General features: G+C 69.4%; 13 protein-coding genes. 4 read left to right on the top strand and 9 right to left on the bottom strand.

Features of this window, described 5'->3' with window-relative positions; genetic code table 11:
* Nucleotides 1-21 precede the first annotated feature (21 nt).
* Nucleotides 22-876 carry a M48 family metallopeptidase gene (locus AC07OX_RS23530; RefSeq protein WP_369645052.1) on the top strand — a complete coding sequence of 285 codons (855 nt, stop codon included), beginning with the start codon at nt 22-24 and terminating at the stop codon, nt 874-876.
* A gap of 17 nt (nt 877-893) precedes the next feature.
* Here the strand turns inward: AC07OX_RS23530 and AC07OX_RS23535 are convergent, their stop codons facing one another.
* Together AC07OX_RS23535 and AC07OX_RS23540 are read right to left on the bottom strand one after the other, a co-directional pair.
* Nucleotides 894-1,856, bottom strand: a complete 963-nt coding sequence (locus AC07OX_RS23535) for a tripartite tricarboxylate transporter substrate binding protein (RefSeq protein ID WP_495262070.1) — start codon at nt 1,854-1,856, stop codon at nt 894-896.
* A 41-nt stretch (nt 1,857-1,897) separates the two neighbouring features.
* Entirely contained in the window at nt 1,898-3,148 is a 1,251-nt protein-coding gene (locus AC07OX_RS23540; protein WP_495262071.1) for a flavin-dependent oxidoreductase, read from the bottom strand.
* Nucleotides 3,149-3,220: 72 nt separating this feature from the next.
* Here AC07OX_RS23540 and AC07OX_RS23545 point away from each other — a divergent pair, with 72 nt between their 5' ends.
* Nucleotides 3,221-4,120 (top strand): LysR family transcriptional regulator, encoded by a 900-nt coding sequence (locus AC07OX_RS23545; RefSeq protein ID WP_495262072.1) that lies wholly within the window; start codon nt 3,221-3,223, stop codon nt 4,118-4,120.
* A gap of 3 nt (nt 4,121-4,123) precedes the next feature.
* Here the strand turns inward: AC07OX_RS23545 and AC07OX_RS23550 are convergent, their stop codons facing one another.
* Genes AC07OX_RS23550 through AC07OX_RS23565 form a run of 4 tightly spaced genes read right to left on the bottom strand, consistent with a single transcriptional unit; the run spans nt 4,124 to nt 9,139 of the window.
* Entirely contained in the window at nt 4,124-6,127 is a 2,004-nt protein-coding gene (locus AC07OX_RS23550) for a DUF4034 domain-containing protein (protein WP_495262073.1), read from the bottom strand.
* A 16-nt stretch (nt 6,128-6,143) separates the two neighbouring features.
* Complete coding sequence (locus tag AC07OX_RS23555) at nt 6,144-6,953, bottom strand: DUF1266 domain-containing protein (RefSeq protein ID WP_495262074.1); 810 nt, start codon at nt 6,951-6,953, stop codon at nt 6,144-6,146.
* On the bottom strand, nt 6,950-8,320 hold the full coding sequence (locus tag AC07OX_RS23560; protein WP_495262075.1) for a hypothetical protein: 1,371 nt from the start codon (nt 8,318-8,320) through the stop codon (nt 6,950-6,952). Before AC07OX_RS23560 ends, AC07OX_RS23555 begins: the two co-directional genes overlap by 4 nt.
* Nucleotides 8,321-8,335: 15 nt before the next feature.
* Complete coding sequence (locus AC07OX_RS23565) at nt 8,336-9,139, bottom strand: exodeoxyribonuclease III (RefSeq protein ID WP_062472711.1); 804 nt, start codon at nt 9,137-9,139, stop codon at nt 8,336-8,338.
* A gap of 12 nt (nt 9,140-9,151) precedes the next feature.
* Between AC07OX_RS23565 and pyrE the strand changes: the two genes are divergently transcribed.
* Together pyrE and AC07OX_RS23575 are read left to right on the top strand one after the other, a co-directional pair.
* Nucleotides 9,152-9,832, top strand: coding sequence for an orotate phosphoribosyltransferase (gene pyrE / locus AC07OX_RS23570; protein ID WP_056583914.1), 681 nt, complete (start codon nt 9,152-9,154; stop codon nt 9,830-9,832).
* A gap of 12 nt (nt 9,833-9,844) precedes the next feature.
* Nucleotides 9,845-10,537: a DUF4124 domain-containing protein gene (locus AC07OX_RS23575; protein ID WP_495262076.1), complete on the top strand. Its 693-nt coding sequence runs from the start codon at nt 9,845-9,847 to the stop codon at nt 10,535-10,537.
* Nucleotides 10,538-10,583: 46 nt separating this feature from the next.
* On the opposite strand, the gene gatB is transcribed toward AC07OX_RS23575, so the two are convergent.
* The 3 genes from gatB to gatC are packed head-to-tail and all read right to left on the bottom strand — an operon-like array spanning nt 10,584 to nt 13,904.
* Nucleotides 10,584-12,113, bottom strand: a complete 1,530-nt coding sequence (gene gatB, locus AC07OX_RS23580) for an Asp-tRNA(Asn)/Glu-tRNA(Gln) amidotransferase subunit GatB (protein WP_495262077.1) — start codon at nt 12,111-12,113, stop codon at nt 10,584-10,586.
* A gap of 1 nt (nt 12,114) precedes the next feature.
* Complete coding sequence (gene gatA / locus AC07OX_RS23585) at nt 12,115-13,605, bottom strand: Asp-tRNA(Asn)/Glu-tRNA(Gln) amidotransferase subunit GatA (RefSeq protein ID WP_495262078.1); 1,491 nt, start codon at nt 13,603-13,605, stop codon at nt 12,115-12,117.
* The gene (gene gatC / locus AC07OX_RS23590) at nt 13,605-13,904 is read right to left on the bottom strand and encodes an Asp-tRNA(Asn)/Glu-tRNA(Gln) amidotransferase subunit GatC (protein ID WP_056583926.1); all 300 of its coding nucleotides are present in this window, start codon (nt 13,902-13,904) and stop codon (nt 13,605-13,607) included. Before gatC ends, gatA begins: the two co-directional genes overlap by 1 nt.
* Between the last annotated feature and the right edge of the window lie 45 nt (nt 13,905-13,949).

Consider the following 13,949-nt stretch of genomic DNA (forward strand, 5'->3'; position numbering starts at 1 on the left):
GTTCCTATCATCCGGGCACCTATGTGCACACGATGCGAACGCCCCCTTTCCGCCCTCTCCGAAGCCTCGGCATGGAACCCGCGCCGGGCCTTCCTGCTGGCCGCCGCCGGTGCGGCGCTGAGCGCGCCGGCACTGGCGCAGGTCAATGTCGGCAACGCCTCGGTGGCGCGCAACCTCGTGCCCGCCGACCAGATCGAGGCGGCCGGCGTGCAGCAGTACGGCCAACTGCTCGAACAGGCGCGCGCCAAGGGCGCACTGGCCGGTGACGGCAACGCGCAGCTGCAGCGCCTGCGCACCATCGCGCAGCGGCTCATTCCCTTCGCCCTGCCGTGGAACACCCGCGCCCGCGAGTGGAAGTGGGAGGTGAACCTCATCGGCAGCAAGCAGATCAACGCCTTCTGCATGCCCGGCGGCAAGATCGCCTTCTTCACCGGCATCCTCGAGCAGCTCAAGCTGAGCGACGACGAGGTCGCGATGGTCATGGGCCATGAAATGGCGCACGCGCTGCGCGAACACGCCCGTGCGCGCATGGCCAAGAGCGTCGGCACCGGCGCGGCGCTGTCCATCGGCGCGCAGCTGCTGGGGCTCGGCCAGGTCGGCGACCTCGCGGCGCGCGCCGGCACGCAGCTCATCACCCTGAAGTTCAGCCGCAGCGACGAGACCGACGCCGACCTCGTGGGCCTGGAGCTCGCCGCGCGCGCGGGCTACGACCCGCAGGCCTCGGTGTCGCTGTGGAAGAAGATGGCCACCGCCTCCAAGAACCAGGGCGGCCTGAGCTTTTTGTCGACCCACCCGAGCGGGCCGGACCGCATCGCCAAGCTCGAGGCGAACGTGCCGAAGGTCGAGAACCTGTACCGGGCGGCTGCGCGCAAGTAGCGGGCTTCTCGCTGCGCTCAGTCGGCGGTGATGTTCCCCTTCTTCACCACCGTCGCCCAGCGCTGCGCATCCTTCTGGATCAGCGCGCCGAACGCCGCCGGCGTCGAGCTGGCGGGCACCATGCCCTGCGACTCGAAGGACTTCGCCACCTCGGGCGACTTCAGCACCGCGGCGATCTCCGTGTTCAGCCGCGCCACCACGTTGGCGGGCGTGCCCTTGGGCGCGAGCACGCCGTACCACATGTCGACGTTGTCGGCGGTCACGCCGGCTTCGGCCAGGGTGGGCACGTCGGGCAGCTGCGGGAGGCGATGGCCGCTGCCGGTGGCGAGCGCCTTGAGCTTGCCGGCCTGGATGTGCTGCAGCGCCACGTGCACCGGCAGGAACATCGCGTCGATGCGCCCGCCGAGCAGGTCGGTGACGGCGCCGGCCGTGCCCTTGTAGGGCACGTGCAGCAGGTCGGTGCCGGTGCCCTGCATCAGGAGTGCCATCGACAGGTGGTGCGGCGTGCCGACACCCGGCGTGGCGTAGGTCAGCTTGCCGGGGTTGGCCTTGGCGGTGGCCACCAGCTGCGCGAGCGAGCCCGCCTTCTGGGTGGACGGGTTGGTCACCAGCAGCAGCGTGCCCCACGAGGTCTGCGACACCGGTGTGAAGTCGGCCACCGGGTCGTAGGCGAGCGACTTGTACAGGCCCTTGTTCATCACCAGCGTGTTGACCTGCACCAGCAGTGTGTAGCCGTCGGGCTTGGCGCGTGCCACCTTCTCGCTGCCGATGTTGCCGCTGGCGCCGGCCAGGTTTTCCACGATCACCGGCTGGCCGAGCACGGCGGGCAGGCGGGCCGAGAGCTGGCGTGCGATCAGGTCGATGCCGGTGCCGGGCGTGTAGGGCACCACCAGCGTCACCGGCTGGTCGGGCCAGGCGTGGGCCGCGGCGGCGCTGGCCGCAACCAGCAGGGTGGCGAAGGTCTTGCGCAGAAATCTCATGGGGGTCTTGTCTCCGTCTTGATCTGTGAATTGGCCGGCGCTCAGAGGTACGACGCGCGCGCCTTCAGCGCCGCCGGGTCGTAGCCGGCCACGCGCTTGTAGTGGTCGGAGATCGCCTGCAGCTCCTGCTGCGTGACGATCGCGTCGAGGTTCTCGACGCGCTGGCCGCCCGAACGCTCGAACACCTCGCGCAGGATGGTGTCGGGCGGGTTGCTGCGGTTGGTCAGCACCACGTCGGTGGTGGCCTTCACGCGCACGCGGTCGTAGGTGTCGAGCGCCGCGATGCCCACGCCTTCGCGCTTCATCGCGCCTGCGAGAAAACGCGCGTCGATGATCGCCTGGCCCGCGCCGTTGGAGCCACGCGGCACCATCGGGTGCGCGGCGTCGCCCAGCAGCGTGAGGCGGCCGTGGCTCCAGCGCGGCAGCGGGTCCTGGTCGACCATCGGGTACTCCAGGATGGTGTCGGAGGCCAGGATCAGCGCGGGCACGTCGAGCCAGTCGAAGTGCCAGTCGGCGAAGGCGGGCAGGAAGTCCTCGAGGCGCCCGGCGCGGCTCCAGTCGCGCATCGCGGGCTGGGGCGCGTGGATCTCGGCGACCCAATTCACGAGCTGGCGGCCCTGGTCGTCGATGTCGTTGCGGATCGGGTAGATCACCATCTTGCCGACGGTGAGCCAGCCCGCGCGCACCATGCTGCCGCCCGAGAGAAAGGGCTTCCAGGCCGCGGTGCCGCGCCACATGTTGATGCCCGAATAGCGCGGCGCACCCTCGTCCGGATACAGCTGCTTGCGCAGCGCCGAGTGGATGCCGTCGCAGCCCACCGCGACCGCGCCGCGCACCGGCGCGCGGCCGTCGGCAAAGTGCACCGTCACGCCGTCGGCGTCCTGCTCGACGCCGGTGCAGCGGTGGCCGCACTGCACGCTGTCGGGGCCCAGGCGCTTGCGCGTTTCGTTCAGCAGCACGGTCTGCAGGTCGCCGCGGTGGATCGAGTACTGCGGCCAGTCGTAGCCCGCATGCTGGCCGGCGGGCTCGCGAAACACGAGCTGGCCGTGCTCGGTGAAGAAGACCGCCTCCTGCGTGCGCACGCCCACGGCGTCGAGCGCGTCGAGCAGGCCCAGCTCGGAGAGCTCGCGCACCGCATGCGGCAGCAGGTTGATGCCCACGCCGAGCGGGCGCAGCTCGGGCACGGCCTCGTACACGCGGCAGGCGATGCCGGCCTGGTGCAGGCTCAGGGCGAGGGTCAGGCCGCCGATGCCGGCGCCGAGGATGATGACTTCGTTAGGTGCGGTGCTCATGGGGTCCGTATTGGGACCGCAAACGAGGCATATGGGAAATTTAGATGTGATATGGATTTATCATGAATCCTTATGAACCTGACCACGCGCCAGATGCGCGCCTTCCTGCAGGTGGCGCGCATCGGCAACTTCACCCGCGCGGCGGAGCAGGCGCACATCACCCAGGCCGGCCTGAGCATCCTGATCCGCGAGATGGAGAAGCAGCTCGGCTGCCGCCTGTTCGACCGCACCACGCGCATGGTGAGCCTCACGCCGGCCGGGCGCCGGCTGCTGCCGGTGGTGGAGCGGCTCGTCACCGACCTCGATGACGTGGCTGCGCAGCTCGGCGCCGAGGGCGACGCGGCGCGCCAGACGCTGCGCATCGCGGCCACGCCGCTGGTGTCCTCGCACCTGCTGCCCTGGGTGTTCGCGAGCTTTCGCGCCGCGCATCCGCAGGTCGTGCTGCGCCTCTTCGACGCCGACCTGCGCGATGTGGAGGCGATGGTGGCCGCGGGCGAGGCCGACCTCGGCCTGGGCTTCTTCTTCAAGGCCGCGGCGGGGCTCGACCGCACGCCCGTGGGGCGCTTCGAGCTGATGCGCGTCACGCAGGCCGTGGCCGACGGCGAACCGGTCGGCACCGCGCCCTGGTCCGCGCTGCGCGGCGCCACGCTGATCGGCCTGCCGCCCGGCAACCCGATCCAGAAGGTGATCGAGCGCCAGCTCGGCGAGATCGGACTGGCCGACGCGCAGCGGCCCGCCTTCAACTTCTTCGGCACGCTGATCTCGATGGTCGAGGCCGGCTTCGGCACCGCCGTGATGCCCACCTTCGCGCTGGCGGCCTGCCGCCGTCACCGCGTGAAGACCGACGTGCTGCTGAAGCCGCGCGTGGGCATGGACTTCTTTCGCCTGACCAAGCGCGGCACGCACGAGACCGAGGCGATGCGCGCCTTCAGCGAGACGCTGGCGAAGGCCTTGCCGGCGCTTTCTCGGTAGCTCTCAGACCATCGCGTTGTCGCCGCCCGGGATCTCGTGCGCCTTGATCTGCCGGCGCGTGAGCTTGTAGAGCGTGGACGACAGGAAGCCGTCCTGGTGGGTGTTCTTGGTGACGTTCACCACGAACTCGTCCTCGGGCGCCACGGCCTGCGCGCCCATGATCCAGCGCACGCTCTCGCGGTAGTTGTAGAGCACCTTGTCGCTGGCGTCGGCCAGCAGGGTCGACAGCGTGGCCATGGCGATGGCGTCGCCATTGGTGGCGTGCTCGCGCACGAAGTCCAGGTGGCGGTGGCGCACGGGGATGTCGGACAGGTCGCTGATGAACATCAGCGCGCCCTCGGTGGCGTCGTCGTGGCCCAGCTCGCGGGCCTTCAGCATGGCCTCGACCGCCTGCGCCTGCAGCGCGGGGCGTTGCGCCGCGGGCGTGGCGTCTTCCCAGGCCATGTCGTGGCAGAGGTAGCCCAGCTTGTAGGCTGCGACGCTGTTGCCGGCCTGTGCCGCCTGGCCGTAGCAGTGCATCGCCTGCTGCCGGTCCTTGGTGCCGTGCTCGCCGCCCGCGTGGAAGATGCCGAGCGTGAGCAGGCACGAGGTGTCGCCGGCGGCCAGCCCCATCTCCAGGATCTCGAAGGCTTCCTGGTTGCGCGGCACGCGCCACAGCGCGCGGGCCAGGTCGTCCCAGTTCTCAGTGCCGGCGTTGCGTTCGCGCGCGGCCGCCAGCCAGGCGTTGCCGGTCGCCGTGTTGGGCACGAAGCCGAAGGCGCCTTTCAGGCTGCAGTAGCCGTGCAGGATCAGCGCGGTGTTGCATTCGTAGGCGTTGGCGCTGTTGCAGATGGCCTGGCCCAGCCAGTGGCCGCCGGGGTCCTGCTCCAGGGCGACGTGCACCGCCATGTTCATCGCGTAGTCGTCGTCGATGGGATGGTGGCTCTCGGCCTCGCGCAGGCAGGCCAGCGCTTCGGCGTGCTGGTCGAGCATGTAGTGGCTCACGGCCAGCCAGCGCAGGGTTTCCCAGCGGTGGTAGGGGTAGAGCGCCTCCTGGGCGCGCTGGCGCGTGGCGGCCATGCGCTGCTGCGCTTCGGCCGGGTCTTCGTCTTTGTCGACGCTGTTTCCCTGGTAGTCGTCGCGCCAGATCTCGTGGCGCAGCCGGTCTTTCTCGACCTCGCTCAGGTGGGCGCAGGCGGGCGAGGCGATGAAGGCGCGCACGCGCTCGTGGCTGCCGCCCCAGCGCGGCTGCTGGAACCAGACGCACTGGCGCATGAAGAAGAACAGCCGCGGGTGCACGTGCAGCGTGGCGTGGATCCAGTAGGACGTGCCGCTGATCACCTTGCGGCCCTGCACGGGCGAGGGCAGGGCGGTGGGCACGGCCTCGGGGCAGGCGACGCGCTCGTCGTGCGCCAGGCCGGAGCGCGCGAGCTGCGCCAGCAACTCGTCGCGGGTGGCCTCGTCGTCGTCCAGCGAAAAGTCGTGCTGCAGCGGCTTGTCGGGCCAGCGGCCGCTGCGCACCAGCTCGGTGAGCCAGTCGGGCTCGTTGAAGGCCGAGGTGCTCTGCAGCAGCAGGGCGCAGGCGGTCCACATCGTGGGCGCGAGCGTGAGGGCGCGCAGCGCGGCCACGGCGCAGCGCGTGGCGCAGGCATGGGCGCATTCCCAGCCCAGCGCGGTGACCGTGCTGGCCCAGCCCGAACCGCGGTATTCGTAGGCCCAGTGGTACCAGTAGTGCGCTTCGCAGAGCCAGGCGTGGGCCGACTGCGGGTTGGCGGCCTGCCACGCGGCCAGGCGGGCCAGGCCTTCGGCGCCGTCGGCGGTGCAGCCGGCGAGGTCGTCGGGCAAGGCGCCGTAGTAGCGCTCTTCCTCGTCGCGGTCTTGAAAGCTGGCGGCCAGCGCGTCGTCGAGCCGCTGGTCGAGTGCGGCGTAGTCGCCGGCGCGCAGCAGGGCGTCGATGTCGCAGAGCTTCCAGCGCGCGGGCGCGGGGGGAATCACGGTCGCTGCGGCAGAGGGCGTGTGGGTGGTCATGGGCGGGGCTCGCGCGTCAGGCCGACGCGGCGGGGGCGAGAGTGACGGGTTGGGGATCGAAGATGCGGTAGCGCTTCCAGGGCAGCGTGAGCCAGTTGCCCTGGGTGTTCTGCAGGTGCTCCTGCACTTCCAGCGTGGCGCGCGACGAGGCCGGGCCATCCTGGCTGCTGATGCGCAGCCAGTGCAGCCGCGCCCGCGCATAGGCGTGGCCGAAGTCTTCCCAGCTCTCGAAGCTGTCTTGCGCGCGCTGCGCGTTGAGGAACAGCACCAGCCAGGCCTGCGACTCGGGCACCCAGCCCAGCAGCGCGATGCAACGCACCAGGAAGGCGGTGCGCGCGCAGTCGAAGGCCAGCGCGTCGCGCACCTGGCCTTCGGCCGCGAGCTGTTCGTAGAAGTTGGCGTGGGTGCGGCCGAGCCCGCCGACCCAGCCGACGAGTGCGGCCTGCATCTGCGTGGCGATGTCGCGCTCGGGCAGGTCGGCGGCCATGTTCATTTCGCGCAGCACCTGCTTGGCCAGCCGCTGGCGCTGCTCGGCGGGCACGTCGAGCGCCAGCGTGTCGCTGTCGCAGCGCAGGCCGTTGCGCAGCAGCAGGATGTCGCCGAGCGCCAGCGCCCAGCGGCGGCGGTTGGGCACCACCTTGCCGGCGTCGGCCCGGGCCTGCGCGGCGCGCACCGCGAGGTCGGCGTTGGCCTTTTCCATGTGGCCGATCGCCGTGCCCGAGCCGCGCACGACGATGCGGAATGCCGTGCGCACGATGAACCACGCGATGCGCACCCCGAGGTACAGCAGGCCCAGGAACACAACGATGACGATGGCCTGCGTCATGGCAATGCGGCCCCCAGCGGCGGCGCGCACACGGCGGCGCTCAGCGAGATGCCTTCGATCTCCAGCATCGCGGCGGGCGCCTGCGTGGGGGCCGCCTGCAGCGACGGCGGCAACCGGTTCGGGGGCAGCGTCAGCCGGGCGGCGGCGGCCACCGCCACGTCCATCTGCCGCAGCCGCGCCAGCTCGTGCGGCGCGATGCGCAGCAGCAGCCATTGCAGGGCCGGCGGCGGCTGCTCGAAGTGCTCGATCAGGTGGAAGTTGCCGCTCATCACGCTGAGCAGGAAATCGGGGCTTTGCACGTCGGTCACGAACTTCCATTCGCCCCGGGCGGCGTCCGAGGCCTCGGGCTCGAACACCAGGCCCATGCCCTCGCAGTCGCTGTGGCGCTCGCCGCGCGGCGGCAGCGTGCGCAGGAACTGCAGCACGTCGTCCGCGTACTTGCGGATCGGGTGGCGGTTCTGCTTGCCCTTGATCTGGTCGACCCGCAGCCCGTCGGGATGCACGTCGAGGCTGATGGTCACGTGCGGCAGGTTGCCCGCGCTGCGCAGCGTGAACAGGCGCAGCCGGCCGCTCTGCGCGGCGCTCGCGTACTGCTCGCCGTAGCCGCCGTTCAGCTTCTTGATGTTGGCGAACTGGCCCAGGCAGTGCTGCATGTGGAACGACTCGTAGGCCATTTCCTCGCGCAAGGCCGCATGGCTGCCGATGAACTCGAAGATCACGCCGTTGGGCGTGCGCAGCACTTCCTTCAGCGCCAGGCCGCTGCTGGGCACCCAGCCCTTGTTGCGCTTGGCCTGCATGCGCTGGTGCTCCTGCTCCCACAGGGCCATGGCCATGAAGCAGGTGATGCGCTGCAGTTTCTGTTCGAGCCGCGTGCCGCGCCGCGAGCGCAAAAACTCGACCAGCATGCGTTCGCGGTCGACCAGCAGCAGGTGCTCGGGGTCGAGGTAGTAGAAAGTCTTCGGGGCGGCTTCGGCGGCGGGCGATTCGGCCGTGTTGCCCTTGTTGCCCTTGGACTTTTCCTTGTCCTGTGCGGACGCCGCGTTCACCGCGGCAGGCGCACGCGGCTGCAGCTGCAGCTGCCTGGCCAGCCACTCGGGCAGCGGCTTGTCGGGCCCGGCCGCGGCCAGGTAGTCGGCGGGCGACTGCACCGGCAGCACGTTGCCGAAACTGCCGATGGCCCAGCGGAAGAAGTGGTTCAGCAGCCAGGCCGCCATGTCGGCGTCGTCGCCGCGCTCGGCGCTGCGGCGCGCGATCGCGGCCTTGACTTCGGGCGCGTTCACCACGTCGCGCGGCAGGTACACCGCCGTCGCCGCGGCCGTGGGCGGCGAGGACGGGTTCGTGGACGGAGACGGAGTCGGGATCGGCATCGACGGGCGGGCGACTTACAGCGTGAAGTCGTACTCCACCGTGATCGGCGCGTGGTCGCTGAACTTGACCGTCTTGTAGATCGCCTCGGTGCGCGCCAGCGCGCCCATCGCCGGCGTGGCCAGGTGGTAGTCCAGCCGCCACCCCACGTTGTTCGCGTAGGCCTGGCCGCGGTTGCTCCACCAGGTGTAGGCGTCGCCCGTGGTGTCGGGCTTGAGGCGGCGGTACACATCCACCAGGCCAGCGCCTTCGGTGCCGGCGTCGAGCAGGCGCGTCATCCAGGCGCGCTCCTCGGGCAGGAAGCCGCTGTTCTTCTGGTTGCCGCGCCAGTTCTTCAGGTCGATCTCCTGGTGCGCGATGTTGATGTCGCCGCACAGGATGAACTCGCGCTCCTTCTTCAGCGCCAGCAGGTGCGGGAAGAATCCCTTCAGGAAGCGGAACTTGGCGGCCTGGCGCTCCTCGCCCGAGCTGCCGCTCGGGAAGTAGCAGCTGATCACCGAGAACTTGCGCTTGGGCGTGTCGAAGCGCAGCTCGAGGTAACGGCCTTCGGCGTCGAATTCGGGATCACCCCAGCCCACCACCACGGCGCTGGGCGCATGCTTCGTGTAGATGGCGGTGCCCGCGTAGCCTTTTTTCTCGGCAAAGTGGAAGTGGCCCTGCAGGCCGGCCATCTGCTCGAAGCGGCCTTCGACATCGCTGGCCTGGACGCGGATCTCCTGCATGCAAATACAATCCGGCGCGAGTTCGGCCACCCAGTCGGCGACGCCCTTGGTGGCCGCCGAGCGCAGGCCATTGAGATTGAGACTGGTCAGTTTGAACACAAGGAATTTCCAATGGCTGTAGACGGTCAGACAAGCAGCGCGGTGGCACAGGACTTCGTCCAGTTCGCGCTCGACGCCGGCGTGCTTCGCTTCGGCGAATTCAAGACCAAGGCCGGTCGCATGAGCCCGTATTTCTTCAATTCGGGCCTCTTCGACGACGGCGCCAAGATCGCGCGGCTCGCCGGATTCTATGCAGACCGCCTGGTCGAAAGCGGCCTCGAGTTCGACATGATCTTCGGCCCCGCCTACAAGGGCATCCCGCTGGGCGCCACCGTGGCCGCCGAGCTGGCCCGGCGCGGGCGCAACTACCCCTTCGCCTACAACCGCAAGGAAGCCAAGGCGCACGGCGAAGGCGGCAATCTGGTGGGTGCGCCGCTGAAGGGCCGCGTGCTCATCGTCGACGACGTGATGTCGGCCGGCACCGCGGTGCGCGAATCGATCGCCGCGATCCAGGCCGCGGGCGCCACGCCGCATGCCGTGGCCATCGCCCTGGACCGGCAGGAAAAAGCCACCGAGAACGGCGTCGATGTGGACCACAGCGCCGTGCAGTACGTGCGCAACCAGCTCGGCCTCGCGGTGGTGCCCATCGCCACGCTGGACGACCTGCTGAGCTACCTCTCGGGCAACGCCGCCGCCGACCTCGGCGCGCACCGCGAGCGCGTGCTGGCCTACCGCACGCGCTACGGCGCCTGAGACGCAGCGCCGATGCGACGCCCCGCGCGCGAACCCTCTTCCGCTGCCGCCGTGGCGTCGCTGTGGCTGGGCCTGGCGGCCCTGTCGTCGTGCGCAACGGCGCTGGCCCAGCCCGCCAGGACGGACGGGCCCGGTGTCGGCATCTACACCTGCGTCGATGCGCGCGGGCGCACGCTCACGGCCGACCGGCCGATCGCCGAGTGCAGCGACCGCGAGCAGCGCGAACTGGGCCCGAGCGGCACGGTGCGCCGCAAGCTGGAGCCGACCTACACGGCGCGCGAGCAGCAGGAGCGCGAGGACCGCGCGCGCGAAGCCGCCATCCAGGCCGCACGGCTCATCGACGAGCGCCGCCGCGAGCGCGCGCTGCTGGTGCGCTACCCCAACGCCACCACGCACGACCGCGAGCGCGTCGAGGCCCTGTCGCAGATCGATGCCGTGATCCAGGCCGCGAAGAAGCGCCTCGTCGAGCTTGCCGACGACCGCAAGAAGATCGACGAGGAGCTCGAGTTCTACAAGCAGGACACGAGCAAGGCGCCCGGCGCCGTGCGCCGCCGCATCGAGGACAACACGCAGAGCGTGGCCGTGCAGAACCGCTTCATCACGGAGCAGGAAGACGAGAAGAAGCGTGTGAATGCGCGCTTCGACGAAGAGCGCGGGCGCCTGAAGACGCTCTGGTCGCCGCAGAACGGCGGCAACCCGCGCTGAACGAACCCGCCGGGGCCTGGCGCAAGGCCCCGGGGCTCGTTCGCGATCAGCCCAGCTTGGCTTTCAGCAGCTCGGTGACCTGCGCAGGGTTGGCCTTGCCCCCGCTGGCCTTCATGACCTGGCCCACGAGGCCGTTGAGCGCCTTTTCCTTGCCACCGCGGTATTCCTCGACGTTCTTCGCGTTCTTGGCAATCACCTCGTCGAGGATCTTGTCGAGCGCGCCGGCGTCGTTCATTTGCGTCAGACCTTTGGCCTCGAAGTACGCCGTAAACATCGCATCCATCTGCTCAAAGCTTCCCCCGACCAAGGTAGGGTTCAACTCGCGATTCCAAAGTGCATCAAAGACTTGGCGCGCCGCGCTATTGCTTATGGCACCAGAAGAGATGTGCCTGATAAGACCAGCGAGCGCAACCGCTTGAACCGGTGAATCACTGACACTTGCCCCATTGGCGTTCAGGCGGCGCGCCATTTCGCCGGTGATCCAGTTGCTCGCGAGTTTCGGCGTGGCGCCAGCTGCCACGGCATCATCGAAGTAGCGTGCGAGTGCCGTGCTCTGCGTGAGTTGCGCGGCGTCGTATTCCGACAGGCCGTGGTCACGCACATAGCGCTCGGCCGTGGCGCGCGGCAGCTCGGGCATGGTGGCGCGCACGCGCTCGATCCACTCGGCAGCCACCACGAGGGGCGGCAGGTCCGGGTCGGGGAAGTAGCGGTAGTCGGCCGCGTCTTCCTTGGTGCGCATGGTGCGCGTCTCGCCGGTGGCGGGGTCGAACAGCACGGTGGCCTGTTCGATGGCGCGGCCTTCTTCGAGCTCGTCGATCTGCGAGTTGATCTCGTAGTCGATCGCCTGCTGCATGAACTTGAAGCTGTTCAGGTTCTTGATCTCGCGGCGCGTGCCGAGCTTGTCGCCGGGCTTGCGAACCGACACGTTGGCGTCGCAGCGGAAGCTGCCTTCCTGCATGTTGCCGTCGCAGATGCCGATCCACGTGACGATCTTGTGCAGCTCCTTCGCATAGGCCACGGCCTCGGCGGTGGAGCGCATGTCGGGCTCGGTCACGATCTCGAGCAGCGGCGTGCCGGCGCGGTTCAGGTCGATGCCGCTCTGGCCGATGAAGTCTTCGTGCAGCGACTTGCCCGCGTCTTCCTCGAGGTGGGCGCGCACCAGGCGCACGGTCTTCTTTTCTTCGCCGAGGAAGAACGACACCGCGCCGCCTTGCACCACCGGGATCTCGAACTGGCTGATCTGGTAGCCCTTGGGCAGGTCGGGGTAGAAGTAGTTCTTGCGCGCGAACACGCTGCGCGGCGCGATGTGCGAGCCCAGCGCCAGGCCCAGCTTGATGGCGCGTTCGACCGCGCCCTTGTTCATCACGGGCAGCGTGCCGGGCAGTGCCAAGTCGACCGCGCAGGCCTGCGTGTTGGGCTCGGCGCCGAAGGCCGTGGAGGCGCGGCTGAAGATCTTGCTCGCGGTCGACAGTTGGGCGTGCGTCTCGAAGCCGATGATGACTTCATAGCCGCGCACCAGCGGGCCGGTCGGACGGCCTTGTTGTTGTGCTTCGAATGTGTTCACGGTCTCGCTCATGTCAGAAGCCCTCCGGCGTGCGCGTGTGCCAGTCGGTGGCTTGCTGGAAGCGGTGCGCTGCGTTGAGCAGCTTCGCTTCGCCGAAGTAGTTGCCGATCAGCTGCAGGCCCACGGGCATGCCGCCATCGAAGCCCGCGGGCACGCTCATGCCCGGAAGGCCTGCGAGCGATGCGGGCAGCGTGAAGATGTCGGCGAGGTAGTCGGCCACGGGGTCGTCGCCGTGTTCGCCGATCTTCCAGGCGGTGGTCGGTGCGGCGGGGCCGGCGATCACGTCGCACTGCGTCAGCGCCTGCTGGAAGTCGTCCGCGATCATGCGGCGCACTTTCTGCGCTTGCAGGTAGTAGGCGTCGTAGTAGCCGTGCGAGAGCACGTAGGTGCCGATCATGATGCGGCGCTTCACCTCGTCGCCGAAGCCTTCGGCGCGCGTGCGTTCGTACATCTCGGCCAGGTCCTTGTACTGCTTGGCGCGGTGGCCGAACTTGACGCCGTCGAAGCGGCTCAGGTTGCTCGAGGCTTCGGCCGCGGCCAGGATGTAGTACACGGGAATCGACAGCTCGGTGCGCGGCAGCGAGACCTCGACGCGCTTGGCGCCGAGCTTCTCGTACTGCGCGAGCGCCGCGTCGATGGCGGCGCGCACGCCGGGCGCCACGCCGTCGCCGAAGAACTCCTTGGGCACGCCGATGCGCAGGCCTTCGAGCGAGTCGTTCAGCGAGCAGCCGAAGTCTTCGGCGGGCTTGTCGAGCGAGGTCGAATCGCGGTCGAGGTCGGGGCCGCAGAAGGCCGACAGCAGCAGCGCGCAGTCTTCGGCCGAGCGGGCCATCGGGCCGGCCTGGTCGAGGCTGGAGGCGAAGGCTACCATGCCGTAGCGCGAGGCGCGCCCGTAGGTCGGCTTGATGCCGGTGATGCCGCAGAACGAAGCGGGCTGGCGGATCGAGCCGCCGGTGTCGGTGCCGGTGGCCGCAGGGGCCAGGCGTGCCGCGACGGCCGCCGCGCTGGCGCCCGACGAGCCGCCCGGAATGCGTTCCAGGTTCCAGGGGTTGCGCACCGGCACGGCCTGGTCGTGGCCCACGGCGGGCACGGCGACGTTCTCGTTGGCCGAGCCCATCGCGAACTCGTCGCAGCTGAGCTTGCCCAACGTGACCGCGCCGGCTTCGGCCAGGCGGCGCACCACGGTCGCGTCGAAGGGCGAGCGGTAGCCCGCGAGCATCTTCGAGCCGGCGGTGGTGGCGAAATCGGTGGTGACGAAGATGTCCTTGTGCGCGATCGGAACGCCGGCCAGCGCGGGCGCGTTGCCCTTGGCGATGAGCGCGTCGGCCGCGCGGGCCTGGGCCAGCGTGACTTCTTCGTTGACGTCGACAAAGGTGCCGAGCGATTCGTGGGCCTTCATGCGGCCGAGAAACGCCTGCGAGGCCTCGACGGCCGAAACCTTGCGCTCGGCCAGGGCCTTGGCCAGGGCGACCACGCCCATCTGGTGCAGTTGCTCGCCGCTCATCATTCGATCACCTTGGGCACGAGGAACAGGCCGGCTTCGACGGCCGGGGCGCTCTTCTGGTTGGCTTCGCGGTTGTTCGGCTCGCTCACGACGTCGTCGCGCAGGCGCAGCGTCACGTCTTCGAGCGCGGCCACGGGGTGCGCCAGCGGCTCGACGCCGGTGGTGTCGACCGCGCGCATGCGTTCGACCAGATCGAAGAAGCCGTTGATTTGAGTGAGCATGCGCTCGCTTTCATCTGGGGCAAGCTGCAGCCGCGCCAGGGAGGCGATGCGTGCAATATCGGAAGCGGAAAGAGACATAGATGGCTGACGGGTCGAAAAAACCGGAGGCAATCGCACGCCGAA

The organism is Variovorax sp. GW821-FHT09D07 (assembly GCF_059416345.1).

What these genes read in the sequence shown, in the direction of transcription:
- AC07OX_RS23530 (WP_369645052.1), top strand. Translation starts at nt 22, where the DNA reads ATGTGCACACGATGCGAACGCCCCCTTTCCGCCCTCTCCGAAGCCTCG.
- AC07OX_RS23535 (WP_495262070.1), bottom strand. Translation starts at nt 1,856, where the DNA reads ATGAGATTTCTGCGCAAGACCTTCGCCACCCTGCTGGTTGCGGCCAGC.
- AC07OX_RS23540 (WP_495262071.1), bottom strand. Translation starts at nt 3,148, where the DNA reads ATGAGCACCGCACCTAACGAAGTCATCATCCTCGGCGCCGGCATCGGC.
- AC07OX_RS23545 (WP_495262072.1), top strand. Translation starts at nt 3,221, where the DNA reads ATGAACCTGACCACGCGCCAGATGCGCGCCTTCCTGCAGGTGGCGCGC.
- AC07OX_RS23550 (WP_495262073.1), bottom strand. Translation starts at nt 6,127, where the DNA reads ATGACCACCCACACGCCCTCTGCCGCAGCGACCGTGATTCCCCCCGCG.
- AC07OX_RS23555 (WP_495262074.1), bottom strand. Translation starts at nt 6,953, where the DNA reads ATGACGCAGGCCATCGTCATCGTTGTGTTCCTGGGCCTGCTGTACCTC.
- AC07OX_RS23560 (WP_495262075.1), bottom strand. Translation starts at nt 8,320, where the DNA reads ATGCCGATCCCGACTCCGTCTCCGTCCACGAACCCGTCCTCGCCGCCC.
- pyrE (WP_056583914.1), top strand. Translation starts at nt 9,152, where the DNA reads ATGGCTGTAGACGGTCAGACAAGCAGCGCGGTGGCACAGGACTTCGTC.
- AC07OX_RS23575 (WP_495262076.1), top strand. Translation starts at nt 9,845, where the DNA reads ATGCGACGCCCCGCGCGCGAACCCTCTTCCGCTGCCGCCGTGGCGTCG.
- gatB (WP_495262077.1), bottom strand. Translation starts at nt 12,113, where the DNA reads ATGAGCGAGACCGTGAACACATTCGAAGCACAACAACAAGGCCGTCCG.
- gatA (WP_495262078.1), bottom strand. Translation starts at nt 13,605, where the DNA reads ATGAGCGGCGAGCAACTGCACCAGATGGGCGTGGTCGCCCTGGCCAAG.
- gatC (WP_056583926.1), bottom strand. Translation starts at nt 13,904, where the DNA reads ATGTCTCTTTCCGCTTCCGATATTGCACGCATCGCCTCCCTGGCGCGG.